At 37.4% G+C, this 22473-nt stretch carries 20 protein-coding genes; 15 read left to right on the forward strand and 5 right to left on the reverse strand.

The annotated features are described in order from the left end of the window. Positions 1-13: 13 nt before the first annotated feature. The gene (locus QUD79_RS08035; protein ID WP_286290662.1) at positions 14-142 is read right to left on the reverse strand and encodes a hypothetical protein; all 129 of its coding nucleotides are present in this window, start codon (positions 140-142) and stop codon (positions 14-16) included. A 337-nt stretch (positions 143-479) separates the two neighbouring features. On the opposite strand from QUD79_RS08035, the gene xdhA reads away from it, so the two are divergent. The 10 genes from xdhA to QUD79_RS08085 all read left to right on the forward strand — a co-directional run bounded on the left by xdhA (position 480) and on the right by QUD79_RS08085 (position 12042). Beyond that, positions 480-1964 carry a xanthine dehydrogenase small subunit gene (gene xdhA, locus QUD79_RS08040; protein WP_184422855.1) on the forward strand — a complete coding sequence of 495 codons (1485 nt, stop codon included), beginning with the start codon at positions 480-482 and terminating at the stop codon, positions 1962-1964. After that, complete coding sequence (gene xdhB / locus QUD79_RS08045; RefSeq protein ID WP_184422857.1) at positions 1957-4341, forward strand: xanthine dehydrogenase molybdopterin binding subunit; 2385 nt, start codon at positions 1957-1959, stop codon at positions 4339-4341. The genes xdhA and xdhB overlap by 8 nt, the downstream gene beginning before the upstream one ends. Before the next feature lies 1 nt (position 4342). After that, positions 4343-5323 (forward strand): xanthine dehydrogenase accessory protein XdhC, encoded by a 981-nt coding sequence (gene xdhC / locus QUD79_RS08050; protein ID WP_246454883.1) that lies wholly within the window; start codon positions 4343-4345, stop codon positions 5321-5323. Then, positions 5320-6675, forward strand: a complete 1356-nt coding sequence (gene allB, locus QUD79_RS08055; protein WP_184422859.1) for an allantoinase AllB — start codon at positions 5320-5322, stop codon at positions 6673-6675. Before xdhC ends, allB begins: the two co-directional genes overlap by 4 nt. A gap of 38 nt (positions 6676-6713) precedes the next feature. Next, the gene (uraD, locus tag QUD79_RS08060; protein ID WP_184422861.1) at positions 6714-7211 is read left to right on the forward strand and encodes a 2-oxo-4-hydroxy-4-carboxy-5-ureidoimidazoline decarboxylase; all 498 of its coding nucleotides are present in this window, start codon (positions 6714-6716) and stop codon (positions 7209-7211) included. Further along, positions 7211-7564 (forward strand): hydroxyisourate hydrolase, encoded by a 354-nt coding sequence (gene uraH / locus QUD79_RS08065; RefSeq protein ID WP_184422869.1) that lies wholly within the window; start codon positions 7211-7213, stop codon positions 7562-7564. The genes uraD and uraH overlap by 1 nt, the downstream gene beginning before the upstream one ends. Positions 7565-7597: 33 nt before the next feature. Then, complete coding sequence (locus QUD79_RS08070; RefSeq protein WP_184422870.1) at positions 7598-8104, forward strand: ureidoglycolate lyase; 507 nt, start codon at positions 7598-7600, stop codon at positions 8102-8104. Positions 8105-8206: 102 nt separating this feature from the next. Continuing rightward, a complete protein-coding gene (guaD, locus tag QUD79_RS08075) occupies positions 8207-9493 on the forward strand; it encodes a guanine deaminase (protein WP_246454884.1) in 1287 nt (428 codons plus the stop codon). 76 nt (positions 9494-9569) lie between these two features. Continuing rightward, positions 9570-10766, forward strand: coding sequence for a urate hydroxylase PuuD (locus tag QUD79_RS08080; protein WP_184422874.1), 1197 nt, complete (start codon positions 9570-9572; stop codon positions 10764-10766). A gap of 502 nt (positions 10767-11268) precedes the next feature. Then, on the forward strand, positions 11269-12042 hold the full coding sequence (locus QUD79_RS08085) for an IclR family transcriptional regulator (RefSeq protein WP_184422876.1): 774 nt from the start codon (positions 11269-11271) through the stop codon (positions 12040-12042). A gap of 154 nt (positions 12043-12196) precedes the next feature. Here QUD79_RS08085 and QUD79_RS08090 read toward each other — a convergent pair whose 3' ends face one another. After that, positions 12197-13801, reverse strand: a complete 1605-nt coding sequence (locus tag QUD79_RS08090) for a SulP family inorganic anion transporter (RefSeq protein WP_184422878.1) — start codon at positions 13799-13801, stop codon at positions 12197-12199. Positions 13802-14301: 500 nt separating this feature from the next. Between QUD79_RS08090 and QUD79_RS08095 the strand changes: the two genes are divergently transcribed. Further along, positions 14302-15726: an NCS2 family permease gene (locus tag QUD79_RS08095; RefSeq protein ID WP_184422880.1), complete on the forward strand. Its 1425-nt coding sequence runs from the start codon at positions 14302-14304 to the stop codon at positions 15724-15726. 193 nt (positions 15727-15919) lie between these two features. On the opposite strand, the gene hpt is transcribed toward QUD79_RS08095, so the two are convergent. After that, positions 15920-16477 carry a hypoxanthine phosphoribosyltransferase gene (gene hpt / locus QUD79_RS08100; RefSeq protein ID WP_184422882.1) on the reverse strand — a complete coding sequence of 186 codons (558 nt, stop codon included), beginning with the start codon at positions 16475-16477 and terminating at the stop codon, positions 15920-15922. 59 nt (positions 16478-16536) lie between these two features. Then, entirely contained in the window at positions 16537-17658 is a 1122-nt protein-coding gene (locus tag QUD79_RS08105) for a pyridoxal-phosphate-dependent aminotransferase family protein (RefSeq protein WP_184422884.1), read from the reverse strand. 284 nt (positions 17659-17942) lie between these two features. Between QUD79_RS08105 and QUD79_RS08110 the strand changes: the two genes are divergently transcribed. From QUD79_RS08110 to icd, 3 genes are all read left to right on the forward strand, one after another. After that, positions 17943-18782 (forward strand): hypothetical protein, encoded by an 840-nt coding sequence (locus QUD79_RS08110; RefSeq protein ID WP_184422886.1) that lies wholly within the window; start codon positions 17943-17945, stop codon positions 18780-18782. 421 nt (positions 18783-19203) lie between these two features. After that, positions 19204-19641 (forward strand): universal stress protein, encoded by a 438-nt coding sequence (locus tag QUD79_RS08115; RefSeq protein WP_184422887.1) that lies wholly within the window; start codon positions 19204-19206, stop codon positions 19639-19641. Positions 19642-19920: 279 nt separating this feature from the next. Continuing rightward, positions 19921-21171 carry an NADP-dependent isocitrate dehydrogenase gene (gene icd, locus QUD79_RS08120; protein ID WP_221435134.1) on the forward strand — a complete coding sequence of 417 codons (1251 nt, stop codon included), beginning with the start codon at positions 19921-19923 and terminating at the stop codon, positions 21169-21171. Positions 21172-21713: 542 nt separating this feature from the next. Here icd and cspD read toward each other — a convergent pair. Then, positions 21714-21935 carry a cold shock domain-containing protein CspD gene (gene cspD / locus QUD79_RS08125; RefSeq protein WP_184422890.1) on the reverse strand — a complete coding sequence of 74 codons (222 nt, stop codon included), beginning with the start codon at positions 21933-21935 and terminating at the stop codon, positions 21714-21716. 212 nt (positions 21936-22147) lie between these two features. Between cspD and clpS the strand changes: the two genes are divergently transcribed. Next, entirely contained in the window at positions 22148-22468 is a 321-nt protein-coding gene (clpS, locus tag QUD79_RS08130; protein ID WP_184422892.1) for an ATP-dependent Clp protease adapter ClpS, read from the forward strand. Positions 22469-22473 lie beyond the last annotated feature (5 nt).

The following is a 22473-nucleotide window of genomic DNA, read 5'->3' on the forward strand; positions in this document are numbered from 1 at the left end:
ATGCTGTTTGATGTTATAAACAACTTATACCAGTTTCAGTAATTAAGTGATCTATTTTATACGCAGTTAAAACAGTCAAATACACGGCATTTATTTTAATAACTAGTTGTTCAGGGCAATTATGCTCATGCATTACCCACATAATCTACACTCTTGTAGCGATAATTATAAAATAAATAACGCAGTAGTTGATTATTATAACCAGTAGAAATGTTCACCTAGTTAGTGAGATTGGTATTACTTACTATGTGAAGCTTTCTATTAGCTAAAAACAAAACTATCTTTTCTTATTAATTTGACGCTATAACAGTGGGTTATGAAAAAAGATCGTTATGTTTAATTTTTTTTGTGCCTATCTTTTTTTTCTTTTCAATTAAGAAATATAAATCTGACACTTGTGTCAACTTTCAAGTCTGTTATATTAATCGTATCGAAAGTTAAGTGCTTTGAGACTAGCAAGAACGATAACGGACCTAAATATGACAAACAGCACAATTCATTTTCTACTAAACAATAAACGTGTGACCATAGAAAACATTGATCCGAATTTAACAATTCTTCAATATCTTCGTGAAATACAATTTAATACTGGCACAAAAGAAGGTTGTGCATCTGGTGATTGCGGAGCTTGTACTGTCGTACTTGCAGAGCTAGATGCTACAGATAACACTAAACTTAATTATCAGTCTATAAATTCATGTATAACGTTTGTTGGAAGTCTACATGGCAAACAATTAATTACGGTAGAAGATTTAAAAGACGGAGCTAAACTACATCATGCACAGCAAACCCTTATAGATAATCATGGAACACAGTGCGGGTTTTGTACACCTGGTTTTGTTATGTCATCGTTTGCGCTGCATAAACATAATAAAAAGCCAACGCGGGCAGAGGTCCTTGAAGCGCTAGCTGGCAACCTTTGTCGATGTACGGGCTATCGATCTATTATTGAAGCCGCCCTTACTGAAAGTGTAGCGGTTGAATCGGATACTTTTGCGCAACATTATGAGCAAACAGTTTCTGCACTTACTGAACTACAAAAACTACCCACACCTTGCTTAATTGGTAATGGCAATCGTTATATCGCACCTAAAGACATTGGTGAACTCGCTCATGAATTAATTAACGAACCTAAGTCAATATTATTGGCAGGGGGCACAGATTTAGCGTTATCTGTAACACAAAATTTAGCCATTATTAACTCACTGGTTTATGTGGGCGGTGTTAAAGAGCTTGCTAAGATTGAAGAATCTGATAGTGAAATTATCATAGGCTCAGCATTACCCTACAGTAAATTTATTGATACTTTACATCATTACTATCCTGACTTAGGCGAAATGATAGAGCGTATTGGCTCTAAGCAAGTACGAAATAATGGTACATTGGGCGGCAATATTGGTAACGCGTCACCAATTGGTGATATGCCTCCAGCGCTTATAGCACTTGGTGCTACAATGACATTACATCGAAATGGAGTTGAGCGTACCATGTTAGTGGAAGATTTCTTTATTGATTATAAAAAAACATTACTCAAACCTTCTGAGTTTATTAAATCAATACAAATTCCTAAGCCTCTAGCAGGTCAAACTTTAAAGCTATACAAAATTTCTAAACGTTTCGACGACGATATTTCAGCAGTATTAGCTGCAATATTTATTGAACAAAAAACTCAAAACGCTACAGGCTGCATAGATAATACTATTACAGAAATCCGTATCGCTTTCGGAGGAATGGCGGCAATACCCAAACGCTCACCGTCAACTGAAGCCGTTTTAAAAGGCAATGTATTAACGCAAACATTAATAGAGCAAGCAAAAGAAGCGTTAACTACAGACTTTCAACCCATGTCAGATGTTCGTGCATCTGACAAATACCGCATGACTGTCGCTCAAAATTTGATCGAGAAATGTTACCTAGAGCTTCAAAGTAAAACGATAGAAACACGAGTGGTAAATTATGCGTAGTCTAATTAATGTAAAAAAAGCAAATTCAAATAGTAACGAAAGCCTTCATAGCGAAAGTAATAATGTAGGTTTAGGTGGTGTAGGGCGCTCAAAAAAACATGAAAGTGCAGATAAGCAAGTGTCTGGTGAAGCTATTTATATAGATGACAGGCCATCTTCCCGGGGCGAGCTACATGCTGCTGTTGGGCAGTCTGAACACGCCCACGCAACAATAGTTTCTATGGACTTATCTGAGGTAAAAGCCGCAGAGGGTGTTATTGCTGTTATCACTGTTGATGATGTACCAGGGCATACAGATATTGGTCCGGTTTTTCCTGGTGACCCTGTACTTGCGCTTGGTAAAGTTGAGTATGTCGGTCAACCGTTGTTTGCTGTGGCAGCGACCAGTTATGATTTAGCGCGTAAAGCGGTTAAGTTAGCAAAAGTTGAATATCAAGTCCTTGATGCTGTATTAACAGTCAAGGAAGCATTGACTAAAAAGAATTATGTTCGTCCTCCATTTACCATGAAACGAGGTGATTCTGATAAAGCTATTGCAAATGCTGAACATCAACTATCAGGTAGTATTCTTGTAGGTGGCCAAGAGCATATGTACCTTGAAGGTCAAGTCTCTACAGCTGAACCTACTGAAGACGGTGGCATGAATATTTATAGTTCATCGCAGCACCCAAGCGAAGTACAAAAACTGGTCGCAGAGGTATTAGCTATTCCATTAAATAAGGTGCTTGTTGATATGCGCCGTATGGGTGGTGGTTTTGGTGGTAAAGAGACTCAAGCAGCACCTTGGGCATGCATTGCGGCTTTACTTGCTAATATCACTAAGCGACCCGTTAAATTTAAATTAAGTCGTATGGATGACATGATAATGACAGGTAAGCGTCATCCATTTGAAAATAACTATACTGTTGGCTTTGACAATAATGGTCAAATTAAAGGGATTAATATTGAGGTTAATGGTAACTGCGGTTACTCACCTGATTTGTCGGATGCAATTGTTGATAGAGCTATGTTTCACTCAGACAATGCATACTTTTTAGATCAAGCCAGTGTAACTGGCAATCGCTGTAAGCTAAATACTGTGTCACATACGGCTTATCGTGGTTTTGGTGGACCTCAAGGTATGATGACGATTGAAATGGTAATGGATGATATTGCCCGTCATTTAGGAAAAGATCCCTTAGCTATTCGTAAAATTAACTTATACGGGAAAGATGATCGCAATGTTACTCATTACCATCAAGATGTTGAACACAACAATCTTGCAGAAATAATTGATACATTAGAAGAAACCTCAGATTACCAAGCGCGCCGTAAAGCTGTAACAGAATTTAATTTTAATAATAAAGTTTTGAAAAAAGGTATTGCGTTAACACCAGTTAAATTTGGTATTTCATTTACCGTTCAACATTTGAATCAAGCTGGTGCTCTCATCCATATTTATACTGACGGTACTATTCATTTAAATCACGGTGGAACAGAGATGGGGCAAGGGCTAAACACCAAAGTTGCCCAGATTGTAGCTCATGAATTTCAAGTGGATGTGGATACTGTTGCTATTTCATCTACACGTACAGATAAAGTACCCAATACATCGCCAACTGCAGCATCATCAGGCACTGATTTAAATGGTAAAGCGGCAGAAGCTGCAGCAAAAACTATTAAACAGCGTTTAATTGATTTTGCATGTGAAAAATACGCAATAAATGCCAAGCAAGTTAAGTTTGACAATAATCATATTATTGCTGGAGAACAACGTTTTAGCTTTGCTGAGTTTATACAGCTTGCTTATATGGAAAGAGTGTCTTTATCTTCTACTGGTTTTTACAAAACACCAAAAATTCATTTTGATCGGGCAACAGCAACAGGGCGACCATTTTTTTATTTTGCCACCGGTGCTGCTGTGTCTGAAGTTATTATTGACACACTAACCGGTGAATATAAAACGTTACGAACAGACATATTACAAGATGTTGGACACTCAATTAACCCTGCAATTGACATTGGCCAAATAGAAGGTGCATTTGTTCAAGGAATGGGGTGGTTAACAACTGAAGAATTAGTATGGAATGAGCAAGGGCGCTTACTTTCAAATAACCCTGCAACGTATAAAATCCCTGCTATTAATGATGCACCTGCAGATTTTCGTGTGGCATTAGTACCCGATGCCCCTAATCGTGAACATACAATCTATAACTCAAAAGCAGTAGGTGAACCTCCGTTTATGTTAGGGATATCTGTTTGGTCAGCATTAAAAGATGCAATTGCCAGCATCGCAGACTATAAACAAAGTCCTATACTTGATACACCTGCAACCCCCGAGCGCGTACTTTGGGCGGTTCAGGCCATTAAAGCAAAAGAAGTAAGTAAGGATCGTTAGTATGAATAGCGCTAACAACAATAAATATCATCGTCATACCAGTGAAACAATGAACTGGAACCAGGCAAGCCTGAAATTTAGTCAACAGGGTAAAGCGTATGTGTTAATTACCATTATTGGTGTAAGTGGCTCTACCCCTCGCAATAGCGGTACTAAAATGGTGGTTTGTCAAGGTGAGGCTTTCGATACCATAGGTGGTGGTCATTTAGAGTATAAATCTATAAAACAAGCACACAAGCTGTTAGCTCAAAATAAAGACTGTCAATTAATTGAGCATTATCAATTAGGCAGCCAATTAGGGCAATGTTGTGGTGGCAGCGCGAGTATATTATTTGAATGCTTTGCTGCTAATGCCATTCATATTGCGGTTTTTGGTGCAGGGCATGTCGGACAAGCCTTAATTCCTATATTGGCACAATTGCCATGCCATATTACCTGGGTAGATAACCGCGAGGCACAATTTCCTAGTAATGTTGAACACTATGGCAACGTTACCCAGGTTATTACTGATGAACCAAGTAGTGAAGTGGCTAATATGGCAACTAATACACTTTATATAGTAATGACACACAATCACCAACTCGACTTTGATATAAGTCTTGAAGTATTAAAACGTGAAGATTTTCACTACTTGGGTTTGATTGCTTCAGACACCAAATGGCGTCGCTTTCAACAACGCTATAAACACAGAGAAATAAAAAGCTCGCTTGTTGAAAAAATGAACTGCCCTATAGGTCTTGACCAAGTCGCTGGTAAATTACCAATGGAAGTGGCGGTCAGTGTCGCAGGAGAAATAATACAATCATATCAGTCACTATTACCAAACATGCAACTGTCAGGTAAACGCGCTAAAAATTTAAACAAGGGTATCGCTTGGAAAGAAGTAAAGGCTCTGCTTTCGTCACAAAATCTTGAGCAACTTCTTAAGCAAACAATAGAGCACAAAATACAAACAGAGACGGCAAGTGGAGTACACAAGTGAAACATTTTGCACTAAAAAGTAAAAATGTCATTATTGAAGATCAAATAAAACCTGCATTAATTGAAGTTAAAGGAGATTTTGTTCACGCGATACATGCCTATAATCACTCGGTAGATTGTCAGACTAAAGATTTTGGTGACTACGTAATAATGCCTGGATTAGTCGACTCCCATGTACATATTAATGAACCAGGTCGAACTGAATGGGAAGGTTTTAATACAGCTACACAAGCAGCAGCAGCCGGTGGTATAACAGCATTGGTTGATATGCCACTAAATTGTATACCTGTAACAACAACTAAGGCTGCCTTTCAAGAGAAGCTAGACTCTGTAGATGATAAGTTATGGGTTGATTGTGGCTTTTGGGGAGGGGTTATTCCTCAAAACATTGATGATTTAGATGATTTATTAAATGCTGGAGTATTAGGTGTAAAGTCTTTTTTAATTGATTCAGGTATTGATGAGTTTCCTAATGTTGAAGCGAAAGACATCCGTGCGGCAATGCCTATTTTATCAAAACACGACGTACCTTACCTAATTCATGCTGAATTAGATTGTGGTGGCTTTAACGATGTTGTAATTAACGAAAAATATAATAGCTTTTTAGCGTCACGTCCAAAAAAATGGGAAAACGATGCGATTTCATTAATGGTTGATTTGGCGCGTGAGTCGAAAGATAAAGGTGATAACTGTAAAGTACATATTGTACATTTATCGTCTGATGAAGCGTTAGATACAATCGAACAGGCAAAAAAAGAAGGCTTGCGTTTTACTGCTGAAACTTGCCCACACTATTTAACCATAGCCTCTGAGAGTATCCCAGATGGCAAAACACTATTCAAATGTTGTCCACCAATAAGGGAAAATCAGAATCGAGAGCATTTATGGCAAGCGATCACCGACGGGCGTTTAAACTTTATTGTTTCCGATCATTCACCTTGTACGCCTGAATTAAAACATATTGATACCGGTGATATTGAAAAGGCTTGGGGCGGAATTTCAGCATTACAATTTGGTATTTCTTTAATTTGGACGGAAGCAAAACAACGAGGTTTTAATTTAGTAGATATTAGCCGTTTAATGTCGACAGAAACCGCTAAATTTGCAGGCTTAGACTCAATTAAGGGAGAAATTAAAGTAGGTAATCATGCAGACTTTTTAGTATTTGATCCTAATGCAGAGTTTGTTATTACAAATGAAATGATAAAACATCGCCATAACATTACACCTTATGCAGGACGCTCTGTTACAGGGCAAGTTCAGCATACATTTGTAAGGGGGCACCATGTTTGTCAACAAGATAATTTTATCAATACTCCAATAGGTCGTCCTTTATTAAAAGGGCAGCTCTAAGTCGAATTAGTTAGCAATATTGACACAAGAGAAAATTAATGAACTTACATATTTTAAATAGCGCTACAAAAGAACAAGCAACCCATAGTTTTATGCAATGTTGTACATCAAGTGCCTGGGTTGAAGCAATGGTGGCAGGCCGGCCTTATGCTGACCGTGACAGTGTAATTAAGCAAGCAAGTACAGTGTGGGAAAACTTAGCAGAAGTAGACTATTTGGAAGCTTTTGAAGGACACCCACAAATAGGTAATGTAGACACATTACGTGCCAAATATGCTAACACAAAAGAATTAGCCAGTGGTGAACAAAGCGCGGTAAACGATGCTTCTGAACAGGTACTGATAAATTTAGCGAAAGGTAATGCTAACTATCTTGCAAAATTCGGTTTTATTTTTATTGTCTGTGCAACAGGTAAAAGCGCTGCAGAAATGCTTGCGTTGTTAGATGCGCGTTTACCTAACGACAAAGCAATAGAGTTAGCAAACGCAGCAGAAGAACAACGAAAGATATTTAACCTTCGATTGGAGAAGCTATAATGAGTCAAATAACAACACATGTACTAGATACTACGCGCGGCAAACCTGCAAAAAGCTTACCGATCACCTTATTTGCACAAACAGCTAATGGTTGGCTAGAAATCGCCTCTGGCGTTACTAACGAAGATGGGCGGATTGCAAACCTACTCGACAAAGAACGTGTTCTTGATGCTGGTATTTATCGTATGCACTTTCAGACAGCTACTTACTACGAAAACAATAACGAAACAGGTTTTTACCCGTACGTAGATATTGTATTTGAGCTTGATAGCGCTTCACACGATCGTAATAGCCACTATCACATTCCTTTGCTTTTAACTGCTTTTGGCTATTCAACATACCGTGGTAGTTAAACCAACCCTATGTGCATTTTATAAGGCTATATAATGACAAACATGTTGAACGTTATAACACCAAAACCACTGACGAAAGATACATTTAGTGCTTTTGGCGATGTAATCGAAGCCAGTGAACAGGTAAAAAGTTTTTCAATTAATGATGGTTTTACCCAGCGTTATCATGATCTGGCAAAGGTGGATGTTAGCGATAACAATGGTCACCCATTAATTAGTATATTTAGGTCTACTCCACTAGAGCAGCCTATCGCAATTCGAATGATGGAACGACACCCGCTCGGTAGTCAGGCATTTATTCCTATGGGTGAAAACCCTTATTTAGTAGTAGTTGCGCCTGCTGGAGACTTCAATATAAATAATATTGAAGTCTTTATTGCACAGGCAAACCAAGGGGTTAATTATCACAAAGGCACTTGGCATCACTTCTGTTTAGCTTTGGGTAGTATAAGTGACTTTTTAGTGGTTGATAGGGGTGGTGATGGTGATAACTGTGATGTATTAAAGCTAGAAGGCTCACTAGTAATCGCAAAAAGTTAAACGATCTTAATGGTCCTAAGAATAGTTATCTGTTCATAGTGGCTAATTGGCTAGCAAATACAAAAAACTAGCAGTACATAAATAATGAAAATAGGTGAAACAATGTTAAAAGTATTTCGCGGAGAGTTATTACACTTTTTAGCTGAACCAGCAAAAGTATCTCTGCAAGACAGCTACCAATATATTGAAGATGGCTTGCTGATCATTAAAGACGGCCTTGTAGCCGAGGTTGGTAAAGCTGTTGACTTATTACCCACTTTGGATGAAAACGTAGACATTACTCATTACAAAAGTGGGTTGATCATGCCTGGCTTTATTGATACTCATGTCCATTATCCTCAAACTGAAATGATCGCCTCTTATGGTGAACAGTTACTTGAGTGGTTAGAAAACTATACGTTTCCATTTGAACGTCAATTTTCTGATTTGGCGCATGGTAAGAAGGTGGCTGAATTCTTTTTAACACAATTACTTGCTGCAGGTACAACAACCGCTTTAGTGTTTGGTACTGTGCATAAAGAATCGGTTGAAGCTTTTTTCACAATTGCACAACAGAAAAAGCTTCGTATGATCTGCGGTAAAGTCTTAATGGATCAAAACTGCCCAGATTATTTATCAGATACTGCACAATCAGGTTATGACGATAGTAAAGCATTAATTGAAAAGTGGCATAACGTTGATCGTTTACAATATGCGATCACTCCTCGTTTTGCACCAACGTGCTCTACCGAGCAATTGAATAAAGCAGGGCAGTTGTTAAGGGAAAATCCAGGAGTTTATTTGCATACGCATTTAAGCGAAAACCAAGCTGAAATAGCTTGGGTAGAAGCACTTTTCCCTGATAGTGATGGTTATTTAGATGTTTACGACAAAAGTAAGTTACTTGGGCGTAGAAGTGTATTTGCACATGGTGTGCATTTGCATGACAGTGAATGCAAGCGTTTAGGCGAAACTAACTCAGCCATTGCATTTTGTCCAAGCTCTAATTTATTTCTAGGTAGTGGGTTATTTAATCTACAACAGGCACAAAAGTTTGATGTTAATGTTGGTTATGGTACTGATATTGGCGCTGGTACAACATTCTCTATGCTAAGTACCCTAAATGAAGCATACAAAACACAGCAACTTCGTGCTGAAAAGCTCGATCCATTTCAGTCTTTTTATTTGGCAACTTTAGGTGGCGCAATTGCGCTAGATTTAGAAGGAACTATTGGCAATTTCACCAAAGGTGCTGAAGCTGATTTTATAGTACTTGACTACTTCGCAACACCTTTGATTGCTAGAAGAATGAAGCACTGTAAAACACTTTCTGAAAAGCTATTTATTCTAAGCATGATAGGCGATGAACGGCATATTAAGTCGACCTATATCATGGGTGAAAAAGTATAGTGATATTAAAGCAAAAATTATAACAATAAAAATGCTTCATAAAGAGAAGCGAATCAATAAACAATTAAGGGATATTATGGATCCATATATTAATGAATGGCTTAACTTAGTTATTCGCTTTGCACATCTTATTACTGGAATCGCGTGGATTGGTGCTTCATTCTACTTTGTGTGGTTAGATAATTCTCTAGAAACACCACCACAATGGAAAAAAGATAAAGGGGTAGGCGGAGACTTATGGGCAATTCATGGTGGCGGATTTTATGAAGTTGCCAAATATAAACTCGCCCCAGAAGAGATGCCTAAAACCTTGCATTGGTTTAAATGGGAAGCCTATACAACTTGGATAACTGGTTTTTTGTTACTTTCATTAATGTATTATGTTGGCGCTGAATCATACTTAATAGATAAACGAGTGGCCGATTTAACACAGTTTCAAGCCATAATAATGGGTATAGGCTCAATTGTGATTGGAGTAGGCGTTTATGAACTGCTAGTGAGAACCAAGTTGCGTAATCATGGCATTATCTTAGGGTTGATTTTGATTGCTGTTGCCACAGCGTTATCTTATGGTCTTACACAAGTGTTTAGTGCGCGAGGGGCATACATGCATATGGGAGCTATTATCGGTACAATAATGGCTGGCAATGTGTTCTTTGGTATTATGCCGTCACAACGCGCGCTTGTTAAAGCGGTTAACGAAGGGCGAGCGCCTGATCCTGCTTATGGACTTAACGCTAAGGTTAGATCAACTCATAATACCTATACTACACTTCCTATTATTTTTATTATGATCTCAAATCATTACCCTATGACGTTTAATCATCATGCTAATTGGTTAGTGCTAATTGCAATTATTTTAATCACCGCTTTGGTCCGTCAGTATTTTGTATTACGCCACTTTGGCAAACAAAAGCCTCTTGTTCTTGTGGGTGCTGTAATTGCCACTATCATTCTTGCTTTTCTCATAGCACCAAAGACGACACAATTAACAAAAGCGCAAAAGCATCAAGTAGTTTCGTCTAAACAAGTACTCTCAATTATTGAACAACGTTGCAGCTCTTGTCATTCCGATAATAATACTGATGATGTTTTTAAAACAGCGCAGGCAGGGGTTATCTTTAAAGATATAGCTTCTATTGAACAATGGGCTCCTAGGATCAAAGCACGAGTCATTGACGCGAAAGATATGCCATTTATGAATAAGAGCCAAATGACAGAAGAAGAGCGTAATACACTAGCTATTTGGTTAACTAATGCATCTTTGTACTAGGGCGTGTTGAACATTCAAGTACGAAATTTGTACGAACTTAACTTGATTTGATCGAGGCGTAGCAAGAAAAGTGTATTTATTTTACACAAATTAGCTAGAAAGCTACCGCGTCCTGCACACGCTAAGTATCTAGTTCTATGTAGGAAAAAGTAAATCATGTTTAAACGTATCCGAAGGACAGCACCCCTTTGCTTTTTCTACAGCGTTTTCACTTATTTATGGGGAACAATCCTATTACATAAGTTCAGCTTTGTATAAACACCAAATAAATCGCTGCAAACTGTACAGCAAAGTTCAAAACGTCCTCAATAGCAGAATCGATTATTAGGGGCTGCTGAATTTTCGCTCGATAGCGCCCCAGCTAGCGGTAAGTAGCTTGTTGTTGTTTGCACCAACGAGTGACATTTTCGCAGCATTAAAGCAAATGCATACTGCATTATTTTCAACATTATTGAGGTTTGGTTTTTATTACCTTTGAGCAACAGTATTGGCCATTAACTTTATGAATAAAAGACATCCAGAATCTAGAATACAGGTAATTGATAGAGCGGCATTATTACTTGATGCCTTATCTCGCTATAGCATGTCAGTTAAGTTAAAAGTACTAAGTGCTGATACAAATTTGGCACCTTCAACTGCTTTTCGCATATTACACTCATTGATAGATAATCACTTTGTTGAAAGAGATTGCTCAGGTAGATATCGTTTGACTGGACGATTAATGCGTGCAAGCAATTATCAAATAGAAGGAGTTGACTATCGTAAAGTTGCAATGCCTTTCATGGATAAATTAAGAGATAAGTTTGGTGAAACCATTAATCTTACAGTACGAGAAGGCGATGTTATCATTTATCTTGAAAAATCGATTCCTAATAGAATGATGCATATACAACAAATTATAGGTAGTCGTGCACCACTACACGTAACAGGCGTCGGAAAAATGATGTTAGGCCTAGAAGGTAGGCAGGGGATAGAGCGATATGCTCAGCGAACAAATTTACCTTCTTATACGCGAAATACATACTCTACTTTAGAGAACTTAGCCGTTGAATGTAGCCGATCGATTAATCAAGGGTATGCTTTAGATAATGAAGAAGCAGAAATAGGCGTAGGATGTATAGGCGTTCTTCTATACGATAGGTATGGCGAAGTGGTTGCTGGTCTGTCAGTTTCTGCGCCAATTGAGCGGCGAAAAAACACATGGATCAAAGATATAGTTAAAACGGGTAAGCAAATATCAACAGCGCTAGGTTATATAGAAAGCCCAAAACCCTAATAGATTGAAACCCTAAAAGCGAATACCTTTATAGCTGTTATTTCAGCCGTATTTACAAAGTAGATGTGAGCTCAAGCATGCGCGCTACAAGCATTAAAAAACAGCTTATTCACTTGCTGATTAATCAACCTTTTGTTTACGTTCGTACTTTATGTTAAGAATTGTTTTTAATATAGGTCAACGCCTCTAATCTAGTATTAAATACATGATTTTCTGGTATATTTTTAAATAGATTTAACTTGTCAAAATCATTTCTTACCCGCTGACATACACTAGATAATAAAATTTCGCGTCCTTGCTTTTGATAGCTTAAAATAATTTCCTCAATAGCTATTGTACTAGTGATCCCAACGAATAAAGCATCAGTAAAATCGATCAGCAGTATTTTATTTTGATTAGCCCTTGTTACACTCTGCTTTAAACCTCTAGCAACTCCGAAACCAATAGGGCCAGAGATATTCAATATTAAGACACTGTCTTCAATTGATTCTAGCATTTGCTTTTCAGGTGCTGAAAGGTAATCAGCATCTTTTGCCGTAGATAAATTTATATTATCTAATTGGATTTCTGATAATCGTCGAATAGTAACAAGATTAGCAATAAAAACGCCGATCAATACGGCAGTAACTAAGTCAAAAACCACCGCCATAACCATGGTAGAGATCATTAGACATGCGCTGAATAACGGAACTTGATGAAGCCGTTTGAGAAAATTCCAATCAATTATGCTAATGCCAACATGGGTAAGTATCGCCGCTAAAACAACCACTGGAATATAGGCAGTATATTCACCAGCCCATAACACAATTAATAGAATAAAAACTGCATGTAAAATGCCAGATAAGGGGGTTGTCCCGCCGGCCCTTAAATTTGTAACGGTACGCATTGTTGCACCACCACCAGGAAGCGCGCCGAAAAGCCCTGCGACAACATTACCAATACCTTGGCCAACTAACTCTTGGTCTGAGTCATGTAAATCATTACTGATACTATCAACTGTTAAAGAAGTCATTAATGAATCTAAGGTACTTAATGTGGCAAGTAATAAAGCGGATTTAATCATTTCGCTTGCTAAACTACTTTCCCATACGGGCATATTAAAATCAGGAAGTTCACTAGAGATAGCACCAACAACGGGGAGGTTAACTCCTGTTAAAATATAAAATACTGTAGCACCTATAACAACAATAATACTGGCTGGCACAATTTTGCTATATTTTTGTGGCCAAAAGAAAAGTACTAATAAACACATAGTGCCAAGAAACATAGTTGGATTTAGCAGCGAATTGATTGCTAAATTAACGTCATCAAGCGATACGCCAAATAAGGGCTCTATTTGAGACAGAATAATTAATACACCAATTCCTGAAGTAAATCCTGATATCACCGGGTATGAAACCAAAATAAAGTACTTGCCTAACTTAAAGAATCCAAAAAGTATTTGTAATACCCCTGCCAAGCTGACAACAGTAAAGGCTAATGCAACACCGTTTTCAGGAAATTGAGCAATAAAACTAGTTAAAATGGCTACCATAGCAACGGTTAAACCGGTATTAGGGCCAGAAATTTGTTGATTTGTGCCACCAAAAATTGAAGCGAATAAACCTGTTATTACTGCACAGTAAATACCCGCACTAGCACCAGCGCCAGAAGTAACGCCAAAAGCAAGTGCGAATGGGAGTGCAACAATAGTTGATGTAAGTGCGCCAAATATGTCGCCTTTAATGGTATGTTTATTAAAATGTGATAAAGAAAGCATAGCTACCTGATTGTTAAATTTTTAATGTACTTTTTTAATATTATTATCCGCTAAAATACCAGACTGATCTTACACCAAAATACAATTACTTGACACTATTGACAAGTTTTGATGTTTAAGTATAGGATTAAGGCGCTGAGCATAAAATAAACAAGCATAATTATAGATATATAAAACATAAATATAATTATAAAAACAAAATGTTAATAAAAACGTTGGTATATTATAACTCTAAACGATTTACCATAACTATCGCATCTCATATTGGTTCCACAATGTGAACTTTGTATAGTGTTTTAGTTATTTACTTTGATTTTATTTATATTTTACTTGTATTTTATTTAATGCGTAAAAATGAAGGAGGGTTTTAACACAGCCTCTTTTTAATATCAGTACAGTCTTACTATCTGTATTAGTAGCAAGGCAACCTAATAGGTCAACCATTTAATAAAGATAAGAACAAACGACCTTAATAATCAATTGATGAGAGAACTGTAGTTATGGAACAAGTTACCAAGAAAGGGGAAGGGCTAGGTTTAATAGAACGATTTTTTAAGCTGTCCGAACATCGAACAAATATTAAAACCGAATTAATGGCAGGTCTGACTACTTTTGTGACCATGTCCTACATTATGTTTTTAAATCCTATAATTATGTCGAAAACAGGTATGCCTTTTGATGGCCTATTTCTAGCGACATGCTTAGGAGCTGCAATAGCTACCATTATGATGGGGCTTTATGCTAATTGGCCAGTTGGACTGGCACCGGGTATGGGATTAAATGCTTTTTTTACCTTCTCAGTTGTTGGAGGTATGGGCTATAGTTGGCAAGTCGCCCTCGGTGCAGTATTTCTGTCAGGGGTAATTTTTGTTTTTATGAGTGTTACAAAGCTTCGTGAGTGGATGTTAGACAGTATTCCCCTCAGCTTAAGACTTGCTATGACTGCAGGGGTCGGATTGTTTTTAGGCTTTCTTGGATTACGTTTCACAGGTATTGTTGTGCCTGATCCTGACAACGTAGTCGCACTTGCAGATCTCACTCACTTTGGTTTTGGCGACTTCGGCGCAGAAGCACCAGCACTGGGCTTTTTAAGCTTTTTGTTAATATCTGTATTAAGTTACCGCAAAGTATTTGGTGCCGTTATTATTGGTATTGCTGCCACAACGTTTATCGCATTTGCAATGACGTGGGTACTGCCCACCGAATTTTTTGTGGTTGCTGAAAGTGCTAAGTCATTTGCTCCTGCTACTGGTTTTGTTAGCTACAATGGTATGCTTGCTATACCTAATTTTTCTGCCTTAGAGCCAATTTTTTGGAAAGCAGATATCGTTGGTGCTTTAGAAGTTGCATTAATTCCGGTAATTGTTACCTTTCTATTTGTAAATATTTTTGACACTGCAGGTACATTAATGGGAGTTGCCGAGCGTGCTAAACTTCAAGATGAAAATGGAAAAATTAAAGGTTTAGGTAAATCATTAAAAGCCGACTCTGTATCATCTGTCATTGGCACAGCGTTTGGCTGTCCTCCTGTTACTTCGTACGTTGAATCTGCTGCTGGTGTTGCTGTTGGTGGAAGAACAGGTTTAACAGCAATTACTATCGGTCTTTTATTTCTTGCCGGTATGTTCTTTCTACCACTTGCACAAATGTTACCCGGGTTTGCCGTTGACGGAGCGCTTATTTATGTAGCAATGTTGATGATGAGCTCGCTTAAAGCATTAAACTGGGATGATTTAACTGAATTTGCTCCTGCGATTGCTACCACGGTCATGATGGCATTTACATTTTCTATTGCTAACGGTATCGCTTTTGGTTTTATTACCTACACAGTATTGAAAGTAGGTGCTGGTAAGTCTAATGAAATATCTGGCGGTGTATGGGCGCTTACCGCTCTGTTCGTTGCTAAGTTTATGTTCTTAGGTTAGCTAATAGGCTGAACCTTATAAACGCGCTATTGTTAAAGCCTTTCATCAGAAAGGCTTTTTTATTTAAATATAAGAACAAGCCTTATTGATTGGCTACCAGTATAATTTGGGTTAAAAATAATAAAGGCTGGCAAGCTTAACGCTTGCCAGCTAATATACTTCATACAGTCTGTATACTTTACCGATGATATGCTTAATCTGCACTAGGAGGTGTTGGATCTTCTTCAATTGGAACAACCTTTCCAATATAGGGAAGATGGCGATATTGTTGAGCATAATCTATCCCGACACCTACAACAAATTCATCGGGAATAACAAAGCCTACCCACTTTACGTCTACGTGTTGTTCACGTCGAGTTGGTTTGTCTAATAGAGTGCAAATCTGTATAGAATTCGGTGCACGTAGATTTAATATTTGCAAGACTTTACTTAAGGTATTACCGGTATCAATAATATCTTCAACGAGTAATACGTCTTTACCTTCAATATTGTCATCTAAATCTTTCAGTATATGAACATCTCTAGAGCTTTCCATATTATTCCCGTAGCTAGAAGCAGTGAGAAAATCTACACTGTGACCCACTTCTATAACTCGTGCCAAGTCAGCCATAAAAACAAACGAGCCTCTTAATAGACCAACCATTACCAAATTTTCGCTGTCTTGATAATGGGCTGATATTTCTTTACCGAGTTGAGCTACTCTTTCTTTAATGGTTTGTTCTGAGATCATTACCTCAATTTTGTGCTTCATAATTACTTCTTTTTATTTCACAATGTGAAAACTGTTATATGATTGAATTAGCGATAAGCTTATTGGTTTAATGCATCTTCAAGTGCAGTTAAACATAATGCAACATTTTCGCTTCTTGCGGCATAACCCATTAGACCTATTCGCCATGCTTTGCCTGCAAAATCGCCTAAACCTGCGCCAATTTCTAGGTTGTAATGATTAAGTAAATAGTTTCTAACTTTAACATCGTCTACGCCATCTGGAATATAAATAGCATTTAACTGTGGTAAGCGCTCTTCCTTTGGTACGATAAACTTTATACCAAGCTTTTCAAGGCCTCTAGCTAAGTCTTCATGTTGTGCTTTATGACGATCCCAGCTATTTTCTAGGCCTTCATTATGCAAATGAAGTAATGATTCATGTAACGCATATAATGAGTTTACAGGTGCTGTGTGATGGTAGCTACGCTTGCCTTCACCAGACCAATAGCTCATCACTAAAGATTGATCTAAAAACCAGCTTTGAACTAATGTTTTTCGGTTTTTAATAACACTTACTGCTTTTTCACTAAATGAAAGTGGTGATAAACCAGGTACACAAGATAAACACTTTTGTGAACCTGAATAGATTGCATCAATTCCCCATTCATCTACTCTAAGCTCAATACCGCCAAGTGATGTAACTGCATCAACAATAGATAAACAGTCATGTTTATGGGCAAGTGCGCAAAGTGTTTTTGCATCTGAAACTGCTCCAGTTGCTGTTTCTGCATGAACAAATGCAACAAACTTTGCATCGGGATTATCAATAAGAGCTTGCTCAACTTTGTCAATTTCAACCGCTCGACCCCAAGTTGTGTCTACTATTATTGGTTCGGCATCTACACGAATAACATTTTGAACCATACGGTCGCCAAAAACGCCATTGCGACAAACAATTACTTTATCTCCCGGCTCAACTAAATTCACAAAACAAGCCTCCATGCCCGCTGAACCTGGTGCAGACAATGCGATTGTAAACTCATTTTTTGTTTGAAATGCGTACTGTAGTAAAGCTTTTACTTCATCCATCATGCCAATAAACAATGGATCTAAGTGACCTACAATAGGTCTTGATAAAGATGATAAAACTTGTGGGCTAATGTCCGATGGACCAGGTCCCATTAATATTCGTCTTGGTGGGTTAAAAGATTGAAAGCTCATTATTTTTTACCTTACAAAGTTAAAGTTTAGTTAGTTTTACAACTAGTAACAAACCCTATCAGAGGTGTCAACAAATGTTGTTTTCCAAGTTTTCTCTTTTTCTGTAAGTTTATTCTGATGCTTAAAATAAAAGTTGACAGTGATGTCAGGATTTGCAATTTTACATTGATGGGAAAAACAAAGTTACTTAGTCGTGTTTGCTCATTTTAAAGACAAGCATAAATTAATAACAATTATGATAATAATTTTTATAACAACATAAATAAAGTAAGTAAGGGTATTATATGAGTATTAAAAACACGTTAAATGCTGCAGCTATTAGTGCTGTAGTAGTAACTGCAGGGATCAGCAACTTGGCTCAAGCAGAAACTTGGAGCACTACTGAAGTACAATTACAAGCGTTTGGTGAATTAGAGCGAGTTGGCACTGGTGGTACTGCCGATACAACCATTATTACTTTTCAGCATGCAGGTGGTTGGGAGTATGGTGATAACTTTTTCTTTATCGACCATTCGCGCTATAGCGTTAATGATGATGCAAACTTTCCTGTTACTGATAGCAGTGAACTTTATGGAGAATGGTATTCGCACTTTAGCCTTGGCGCGATTACGGGTAATAAAATAGCATTTGGCCCAGTAAAAGATATAGGTTTGGTCGCTGGTGCGAACTTTTCACCTGAAGTTAATAGTGTTTGGGTATTACCGGGTGTTAGGTTTTCATTAGATCTAACTGGTTTTGCTTTTGCTCAAGTTGATGTAACAAGTTATATACATCAAGGTGGTGGAAGCGCAGACTCTTCAGTATTTACGGTTGTTGATGAAGATACTAGTTTTATGATTGATTTTGCTTGGGCTTACCCGTTTAAAGTAGGCTCAACAAGCTGGAGTATTGAAGGTCACTTAGAATATATTGATGGTCGCACTCAAACGAACAATTTTGGTACAACTGAACTTGAATCCTGGATTTTATTCCAACCCCAAGTGCGTTTAGATTTAGGTGAAGTGTTAGGTAATAAAGCTGGTAGATTATTTGTAGGTATAGAATATCAGTACTGGAAAAATAAACTAGGAGAGAAAGGTACTAATGATAATGCAGCACAGTTTTTAGCCGTATGGCGTTTCTAATTTACACTGAATATACCCACTCCACTTGTTGGATGGGCAGAGTTTTTTAAACAAGAAACTTCAAGTATTAATATTTTTGTTTAAAGGTAGCTGTTGCTAAAATTCAGCTACCTTTTTTAATCGTTTGACTTTTTTCCGAGATAGATAAAGTGTTATTAACCGGCTATTTTTATAAAATAACAGAGATTATCAGTGTGTTAATGGTCTGCAGCTAGCTATTATTGCTTTTAAGCAACTCTAATTTAACTCCGTTTTAAATATTATTTTCCTATAGCGTTGTCTAAATGTTGTTCGGGTTATTGATTTAGCTCAAGTGAAGGTGAATCAAATCTTTAAATCAGTTTTTACGTTAGCTATTATCATGTAAGCGTGTATTATATTTCTATATTGTTTAGTAAAATCATTTATTAAGGAAGTTATCATGGCAAAGCAGTTATATGTAGTTGGTGTAGATGGCAGTGAATGGAGTAAAAGGGCAGTTAATCGAGCTATTTCATTAGCCGCTGAAACTGGCGCAGATGTTAACCTAGTTTATGCGTATGAGTATACTTCTGGTAATCCTTTGGCCACTAAGGGAATTATTCCAGATAGCGTAGATAAAGTAGCAGAAGAAAAGAACATCATTGACACCATACTTCAACCTATGGTTGAAAGTGCCGCTACCCCAAGTGTAAAGGCTAGTTGTGTTGTATTATGGGGTGAGCCGGTAGAAAAAATTCATTACTATGTTAAAGAGACAAAAGCATCAATGCTTTTTGTTGGTAGAAGAGGGCGCTCACGAATAGCAGACTTAGTGTTAGGTAGCGTTGCTAATAAACTTGCACATTATAGTGGCATACCGGTTGTTTTAGTCCCTTAATTAAAACATAGAAAATTATCTTACTTGATTACTTTTTAGTGCTACACCGCTATAAATTGAAGGTTATCAGGTATTAGGGCTATTCATTCGAATAGCCCTTTTTGTTGTATATAATATGGTATTAATTATTTTTTGACATAAACTTTGTTCGATTATTCATGGAATTAATACCGACTATCACCAATACTGTATTAGTCTAATAAGTCGTGATCGATTAGCTTAAGAATTAAGTTCGGGCTATTCGCTCTACGTATTGTCGCAATAAAAGAGGCCGCTATTATGTACAAAAACATAACAATCCCCCAAAATGGTAATGAGATTAAGTTAGAAAATGGAAACTTAATTGTTCCTCACAATCCTATTATTCCTTACATTGAGGGCGATGGAATTGGTGTCGATGTAACGCCTACAATGATCACTGTAGTGAATGCCGCTGTAGATAAAGCATATAACCAAGACCGAAAAATTCATTGGATGGAAGTTTATGCTGGAGAAAAAGCGACCCAAGTTTATGACAGCGAAACATGGTTACCCGATGAAACATTAGCGGCTTTCAAACAATATAAAGTTGGAATAAAAGGGCCATTAACTACCCCTGTTGGTGGTGGTATGCGTTCGTTAAACGTTGCCTTACGACAAGTGCTTGATCTTTTTGTATGTCAACGTCCGGTACAATGGTTTACAGGTGTACCAAGTCCAGTTAAAAAACCTCAAGAAGTTGATATGGTTATTTTTAGGGAAAACTCTGAAGATATATATGCCGGTATCGAGTATAAAGCAGGTACAGAAAAAGCTGAGAAACTTATCGACTTTCTAATTAATGAAATGGGTGTTAATAACATTCGCTTCAGAGAAAACTGTGGTATTGGCATTAAACCTGTGTCTAAAGAAGGTACACAACGTTTAGTAAAGAAGGCTATTCAATACGCTATTGATAACGACAGAGAGTCGGTTACCTTGGTTCATAAAGGTAACATTATGAAATATACCGAGGGTGCTTTTAAAGAATGGGGTTATGAAATTGCCAAAGAAGCATTTGGTGCTGTAACACTAGATGGCGGTCCTTGGTGTAAACTAATAAACCCTAAAACGGGTAAAGATATTATTATAAAAGATGTTATTGCCGACGCAATGTTACAACAAATATTATTAAGACCTGCAGAGTATAGCGTGATCGCAACGTTAAACCTAAATGGCGATTACTTATCTGATGCTTTAGCCGCACAAGTTGGTGGTATAGGGATTGCGCCTGGCGCGAATATCAGTGAAGAAATAGCTATATTTGAAGCCACACATGGTACTGCTCCTAAATATGCGGGTTTAAATAAGGTTAATCCTGGTTCAGTAATATTATCAGCTGAAATGATGTTACGACATATGGGATGGTATGAAGCTGCAGATTTACTTTTAAAAGGAATGTCTGGTGCAATTAAAGCAAAAACAGTAACTTATGACTTTGAACGTTTGATGGATGGTGCAACGTTAGTTACATGTTCAGAGTTTGGAGATTGTATTGTTGATCACATGTAAAGGCTTAAAGCGGTCTTATACCAATTGAAATAAATAGTTGACCAATTCAGAGCATCGTCAGGGAAGTTAGCACAAAGCAAATTGATGCAGGTGTAGTATTCTCCATCCAATCAATTTGTAACGTTATCACTTTTCTGACGAGCTCCTAAGGGTGAGTTTAAAAGGCTTATACGCAGCGTTACTGACTTAAATAAGGTCCCACATGGAAGTGAGATAATAGGGTAACGCAGGAGCAGTTACCGAAAATAACCATTATCTGTGATCAGTGCCTTGCCTCTAAGCCTTTTAAATCTCGCTGAATGAACAACTTTTTTTAATTGGTGTTATGAATTAAGTACTCTACTTTGGCGGCAAGAAAAACAGTAAAGTTGAAGGTATTAATTTTTATAGCTAGTTGTTCAGGACAAGTATTAAATGAATAACGCATTACTTGATTGTTCTAGCATGTAGAAATGATCACCTGCTTTGTAGGCTGATATACTTGATACAATAAAAAACACAGCAAATGCTGTGTTTTTTCATGAGCGTTAGTATCTGAAGGTTTATTCTATATCATCGATTTCAGAGGGTGTTATACTTGCTGCATGATGTCCTTTAGGACCTGCATTTAATTCGTAGTTTACATCCTGTCCCGCTTTTAATGTACGATAACCATCCATTTGGATAGTAGAATAGTGGGCAAAAATATCTTCACCACCATCTTCAGGACGAATAAAACCAAAACCTTTTGCGTTATTAAACCACTTAACTGTACCGTGAGCCATACATCAACTTCCTTCTCTATTTCTCGGTATTTAGGTATGCTTCCCCAAAAAAAGCATTAAAGCTATAATGATGTCTAAAATTTAAACACCACCTTAAATCGTAGATGGATATTTGAAATAGTCAAGCATAATCACCATATTTTTACGAAATTAATAAAAATATAATTTAAATTTTTAAAGCAAAATTATCAGGTCGATACTAATATATAATTATGAGTAAATGGAAAGAGTTAGTCGATAATCAGGTAGTACTTGATGAAGAGACGATTGAAAAACACCAAAAGCCCCCAATGTATAATGTTATGTTACTGAATGACGATTATACGCCGATGGATTTTGTCATTGAGGTTTTACGTAAGTTTTTTGGAATGAATGAAGAGCGAGCTACTGACATTATGTTAGACATTCATTATAAGGGTAAGGCGCGTTGTGGCACGTATACTGCAGAAGTTGCAGAAACAAAAGTTAGTCAAGTTTGCAATTTCGCCTTAGAGCATCAACACCCGCTAAAGTGTATGATGGAAAAAGCGTAATTTCA

The organism is Thalassotalea piscium, assembly GCF_030295935.1.
GTDB lineage: Bacteria > Pseudomonadota > Gammaproteobacteria > Enterobacterales > Alteromonadaceae > Thalassotalea_B > Thalassotalea_B piscium.